Origin of the sequence: Bacillus haikouensis, from assembly GCF_013179555.1 — a bacterium.
Taxonomy (GTDB): domain Bacteria; phylum Bacillota; class Bacilli; order Bacillales; family Bacillaceae_B; genus Rossellomorea; species Rossellomorea haikouensis_A.
Window position 1 is genome coordinate 1 of sequence record NZ_JABMCR010000248.1, and the last position, 5,966, is coordinate 5,966.

A 5,966-nucleotide genomic window follows, 5' to 3' on the forward strand; every position below is an offset into this window, starting at 1 on the left:
GACATCGAAAGCAGGGTCGGCAATCATTGCGCCGTCCCAATCAATCAGATACAGCTGGTTGTCATCCGACAGAAGCCAGTTGTTATGATTGACATCCCCGTGGCAGACCACATATTCATCCTGCTGAACCTCTTCCAGTTCTTTCTGCAGAAATAATAATGCTTGCCTGACCACCGGCAGGGAAAGAAGATCGAATTCGAGCCCTGTTTCCACATCCGTCAGCATATGCTCCGGGAGAAAGGGTTCCTGCCCCAATCTTTCCAGCATCGTGGACAGGGGCTTTGAAGAGTGAATTTTCTTGAGCAGTCTTGCTACCCGTTCATTTTTCATTTCTTCAGGGTCTAGTTCTCTTCCATTTAACCAGTGCTGTGCTGTGATAACGTCCCCATTTTCCATTCGCTTTGTCCATACCAGCTTGGGAACGATGCCTTCTGCTGATAATACGGCTACAAATGGAGAAGAATTGCGCTTGAGAAACAATCTCTGCTCTTGGTACTGAGCAAAGAAAGCTTCTCCGGTTGCGCCGCCTGCGGGGACTATTTCCCAATCTTGGTCAAATAAGTGTTCCAATATATTCACCTTCTATTGGTCCTTAGTCATGTTCGTTTCTATCATACGTTCTTTTCGAAATCATAAACATTATCTTCTTAAAACTCATTTTAGTCGATTAAAATTCTTCATTAAAATAAAAAAGACAGCTATTGGGCAGATCAATCAATAGCCATCTGTTTTTGATTTTATCGTCATCTTCTCATTTCGTCAAGCATTGGAACGATGTGTCAGCGAACAATCAAATAGGAAGAGAGTCTTTCAACTTCGATGAAATCCCCTTTTACTTCACCTAATCCGTTTACATTCGCCCTGCTTCCGTCTGAGAGGAGTGTCCATGTTTTTCCTTTTGGCAGTGGAAATTGTACGTTATGGCTGCTGCCTGAATGGAAGAGCAGCAAAAGCTCATTCCAAGGGCCGTAAGGATGGACATCGCGATAATGAACGGATACAAGATTTTCTTCAGGATGCGAGACAGAGGCATATTTTCTGATGAGGTCCGATCGCCTGAAGCGGAATGCCCCGTGACTTTTCCTGATTGCGATCAAGCCCCGCACATACCCGATATCCCCTTCATGCCGTTCTCTTTGCAGCCAATCAAGCTGGTTTATTTCCACAGGTGATCGATAGCTGTTTTCGATTCCATGCTTGGTCCTGAAAAATTCCTGTCCTGCATGAATAAACGGGATACCTTGAGAAAGCAGCACCATCGACGCAGCGAGCTTTTGTCTTTTCCTCAGGATATCTTCCTCTTCTTCAAGACATGCTTTCATTTTATCCCACAACGTATGATTGTCATGAGATTCTACATAGTTGACGGATTGAGCAGGCTCTTTAAAAATACCTTTTTCGCCATCAGATGTGCCGATACTGCCTGTCAGCACCTGTGCGACTTTTCCTTCCAGCTTACCGTGCCCGAGGGCAAATCCTTTATCATGCAGATTAAACGTGCTCCCTTTGATCGTATCCCGGAAACTATCATTGAATTGTCCGATTCCCATAAGGCTGTTTGCATTTCTGATATTTGCTTTTCTGCTGGCGGGAAGAGGGGTGTTCAGGTCCCACCCTTCACCGATCAAGATGGCTTCTGGAAGGATCCTGTCTGCTTCCTGGCGGATTTCGTTCATAGTCGTGACATCAAGGATTCCCATCAAGTCGAATCGGAATCCATCCACCCCGAAGGTTTTCATCCAATAACGGATGGAATCTTTAATGAATTTTCTTGCCATGGAGCGTTCTGAAGCAAAATCATTCCCGACCCCCGTTCCATTTGAGGGAAGACCATTTTCATCATGGCGGAAAAAATACCCGGGAACGAGTTTCTCAAAAGATGAGGTCTCCTTTACATATACATGGTTATACACAACATCCAGAATGACCCTTATATTCTCTTCATGCAAAGAATGAATGGCAGATTTCAGTTCGTGTATCCGTTCTTCTGGATCATGCGGCTTCATACTGTAGCTGCCTTCAGGAGCGTTAAAGAATAGAGGGTTGTATCCCCAATTATACCGATTGTCCCCGGGATCATCGGATACGCCATCGAAATCGTTTACCGGGAGCAGTTCAACATGTGTGATGCCCAATTCCTTTAAGTACTGAATACCGCTTGAAAAACCATTCGGCGTTTTGGTCTCTTTCTCTGTAAATGCCAGATACTTGCCTTTGAACTTCATTCCGCTTTCTTTAGCGCTGGAAAAATCCCTCACATTCAATTCATAAATTACTGCATCTACAGGGGACGGTAATGATTCAAGTGAAGTACATCGCGGCCCAATCAGGTCGGGATCCACTGCACATCCCCATTCACTGTTATAAGAAACAGCTTTCGCATAAGGATCGATAAGCTCATTCCAGACTAAATTGATGCAGGTCATAAACGTATAATAATACCCTTGGATATTCTCCCGGACAGTCACCTCCCAGACACCTTTCCCCTTTCGTTCAAGGGGATATTGAACGGCTTGCTCTTTATTTGGAGCCTTTAATTTCAGCTTTACTTCTGTAGAAGTGGGAGACCATACTTTAAAAACCGCGGCATCCTCCAGGAAGGTTACTCCCAGGTCATCTCCCTTATAAAAAAACTGCTGATCGAATTCTTCCGTACGAATGACTGCACCGATTTGAAGGTCGGTTTCTGTATTATGTTCGTCCACGATCTTATAAGTTTTCCCGAGTTCAAGTTTCTCAGGCAGTGATGCAGAGTATTTCATTGCATCCCCCAAAGGAATCTTCTCCTTTATTTGAAGTCCGATTTCTTTCCCGTCTTTTAATAGTGAGAAACTTTCAGACTGACCTCCGTGATACGCATAAGGGAGAATGAACGTAATCGTATTGAATGTATCCAGGAATGCTTCATACTGCCGACTAATGACTAACACTCTTGCCACCTGCTTCTATTTAACATTTTCCAACTGTCATGCAACAATGTCATAAAATCCTACTCCTATAATATTCACAAGATATCATTTGGTCTCCCGGAGACCCGAGTAAAAATTCCAAAAGGAAAATACTCTTGGGATGGATGATGATGAATATCTATCATGGTGAATCCTCTTCCGTTGTTGAATTCCACTCCTTTAATGTCTCCTGTTGATAATGCACCCGTTTAAATGATGTCGTCTGACAATAGTCCAGAATGGCTTTTGCTGCTTTCAATTGCACACTTTTAATCGGTGAACGGCCAGCACGCTGCTGACTGAACCATCTGTCATGTTCCCGCTTATCAATGAATCGATATCCTACCGGTGACTGGGGATAATCGATATACCCGTTCCTGCTGATGATACCTTTAAGTACCGGCAATTCTATCCCCGCATATTCAATGATTTGCTCAATGATCCGTTCCATCCTTTTTAATGAGATCAGAGGGTTCAGCACCCTTGTCTCGGTGTCTCCCCATTTTTTCACCCAGAATCGATCACCTGAACCGATATAGGCTGTCCCGTCCTCGAATTCAAGAAAGGATAAACACCACACCCCCGTAGGCGTGATCAGAATCACTTCCAATTCCACCGGGGCATTCTTAATTTTGAGAACAGGGAAATATAATACAAGGGTATTGTCTGGAAACCTCTGAAGCAAGTATTTCAAACGCTCATCATAACAGTAGCTGTTATCCACATAGGACTTTTCCGATATCGTCGAACTTGCCCATCTTAACTGAAAGTCAAAGATGGAATCCAGGAAGTATTTCTTCAACTCTTCCTCTGTCGAAATATCAGAGTGAGAGCTTATTTCAAGATCGATCTCATCATCAGCCTGCTGCTTGAGGAATTCGGTTTCTTCAGGTTCATCATCGTCCATTTTCTTAAAGAAAGACATAAGCTTTCTTGCTGCGGAGGGTTTCTCTTTATTTATTACCTCTTTGTCAATAGAAGCAAACGCCGCTCCGCTTTCCCAGTGAAGTTTCATTTTTTCCCATTGCTGCTTTTTTAATCGTACAAATTGGGAAGGATATCTATATAAATCGGTTTCATATCTTGAAACATAATCTTGTAGTTTAATCAGCTGCGCCATCAGGAGCCCTTCCTTTCAAGTCTATTAGGACAGGTCTTTCAATTGGATTGTATGCACCGCTTCATATTTCGGCGTACGATCCATATGTGTCTTGTATAAAACAACTTCTTTAATGTGATGGGATCCTGTTTCTTCCAAATTGAATCCATTCAGCCATTCCTTTGAAAAGGAAGCTGGCAGATTCCACTTGCGTCCGACGGTAATATGAGGGGCGAACGGTCTCGTATCCAGTTGAAATCCAGCTTCTTCACAGGCGCCATATACTTCTTCCCGAATTTGATGGAGACCGGACGAAGGATTCACACCCATCCAGAGGATCCTCGGCTGATCTTCTTTTCCGAATGTCCCAAACCTGCTGCAGGACAAAGGAAAGCCTTCACGGTTAAATAAAGTACTCTCTGCCTTATCAATCGCGGATTTCAGATCATCCTTCGGGGCACTCCCTAAAAAAGCAAGTGTAATATGGTAATCGTCAGGATGAACCCATTTTTTGAATCCACCCTTCTCCTTTATCGGGTCCGTCATTTCTTGAATGGCTTTTTTCATATCGTCCGGTAAAGATAATGCAAAAAAGTAGTGAGTATCTAACATAACATTCCATCCTTATTGTTTAGTATCTCTATTTTAGCAAAATGTGTTAATAGAAAGAATCTCATAAAGGAAATGCAACATAAATGAAATACAAAGCCAATTTAGTTGATAAGATTTATATGAATGAGTACCATAGAAATAGATTGTGAAGGAAAGGAAGTTGACAATGAAAGTAGTGCATAATATTGCTGAATTGATCGGGGATACACCCCTTGTTAAATTAAATCGTCTGAATCCTTCTGATGGTGCGGATGTATATGTTAAACTCGAATTTTATAATCCGAGCAAGAGTGTGAAAGACCGTGCAGCCTTCCAGATGATCGTCGAAGCTGAAAAAGAGGGCTTGCTGAAGGAAGGTTCCACGATTATTGAACCCACGAGCGGTAATACTGGTATCGGCCTTGCCATGAACGCTGCAGCAAGAGGGTACCGCTCCATTCTCGTCATGCCGGATACAATGACTCAGGAACGGATCAATCTGTTGAAGGCTTACGGGGCAGAAGTCGTATTGACCCCGGGGGATGAAAAAATGCCTGGAGCGATCGAGAAAGCGAAAGAACTCACGAGACAGATCCCAAACAGTTTCATGCCGATGCAATTCGAAAATGATGCTAATCCGAATGCCCATCGGAAAACAACGGCATTCGAAATCGTGGAATCCATGGAGCAAATCGGCAAGCCCCTTTCTGCGTTTGTCGCAACTGCCGGCACAGGCGGTACGATTACAGGGACCGGTGAAGTCCTGAAGGAGCATTATCCTGATATCCAGGTGCATGTCGTAGAACCTGCAGGATCACCGGTTCTTTCTGGAGGTAAACCGGGTAAGCATAAGCTGGTCGGTACCAGTCCGGGATTCGTCCCTGACACACTGAACACTGAAGTGTACGATAAAATCCATAAGATCGAAGATGAGCAGGCATATGATATTGCAAGAAGAATGGCAAGTGAAGAAGGAATCCTTGTCGGACCATCTTCAGGAGCGGCATGCTATGCAGCCATCCAGGTTGCCAAGACTCTTTCCCCTGACGATGTCGTCGTATGCATCGCCTGTGATACGGGAGAAAGATACCTCTCAAGCGACCTGTTCCGCTTCTAAATAAAATGAAGGCCGGATCCGCATGCATTAAAGCACTGCAGATCCGGCCTTCTATCTGTCTTCCTTGATTTTGCGGTAGTGGGAGATGAAATGATCCGGTGAAGACTTCACTACAAACGTCAGCACACCTTCAATGGTGTGAAGGTAGAGGAATATGTAGCGTGCGGAAAGATGCTTTTTAGTTACATCCATTACCTGATGCAGCGAAAAG

At 43.9% G+C, this 5,966-nt stretch carries 5 protein-coding genes; 1 reads left to right on the plus strand and 4 read right to left on the minus strand.

Features of this window, described 5'->3' with window-relative positions; translation table 11 throughout:
• The 4 genes from HP456_RS18600 to thpR form a co-directional block, all read right to left on the minus strand.
• The coding region (locus HP456_RS18600) for a phosphotransferase family protein (protein WP_172253859.1) at positions 1-570 on the minus strand (570 nt) is incomplete at its 3' end.
• 209 nt (positions 571-779) lie between these two features.
• Positions 780-2,930: a type I pullulanase gene (pulA, locus tag HP456_RS18605; protein WP_172253861.1), complete on the minus strand. Its 2,151-nt coding sequence runs from the start codon at positions 2,928-2,930 to the stop codon at positions 780-782.
• A gap of 160 nt (positions 2,931-3,090) precedes the next feature.
• Positions 3,091-4,068, minus strand: a complete 978-nt coding sequence (locus HP456_RS18610; RefSeq protein ID WP_172253863.1) for a nuclease-related domain-containing protein — start codon at positions 4,066-4,068, stop codon at positions 3,091-3,093.
• 24 nt (positions 4,069-4,092) lie between these two features.
• The gene (gene thpR, locus HP456_RS18615; protein ID WP_172253865.1) at positions 4,093-4,659 is read right to left on the minus strand and encodes an RNA 2',3'-cyclic phosphodiesterase; all 567 of its coding nucleotides are present in this window, start codon (positions 4,657-4,659) and stop codon (positions 4,093-4,095) included.
• A gap of 166 nt (positions 4,660-4,825) precedes the next feature.
• Here thpR and cysK point away from each other — a divergent pair, with 166 nt between their 5' ends.
• Complete coding sequence (cysK, locus tag HP456_RS18620) at positions 4,826-5,755, plus strand: cysteine synthase A (protein ID WP_172253867.1); 930 nt, start codon at positions 4,826-4,828, stop codon at positions 5,753-5,755.
• Positions 5,756-5,966 lie beyond the last annotated feature (211 nt).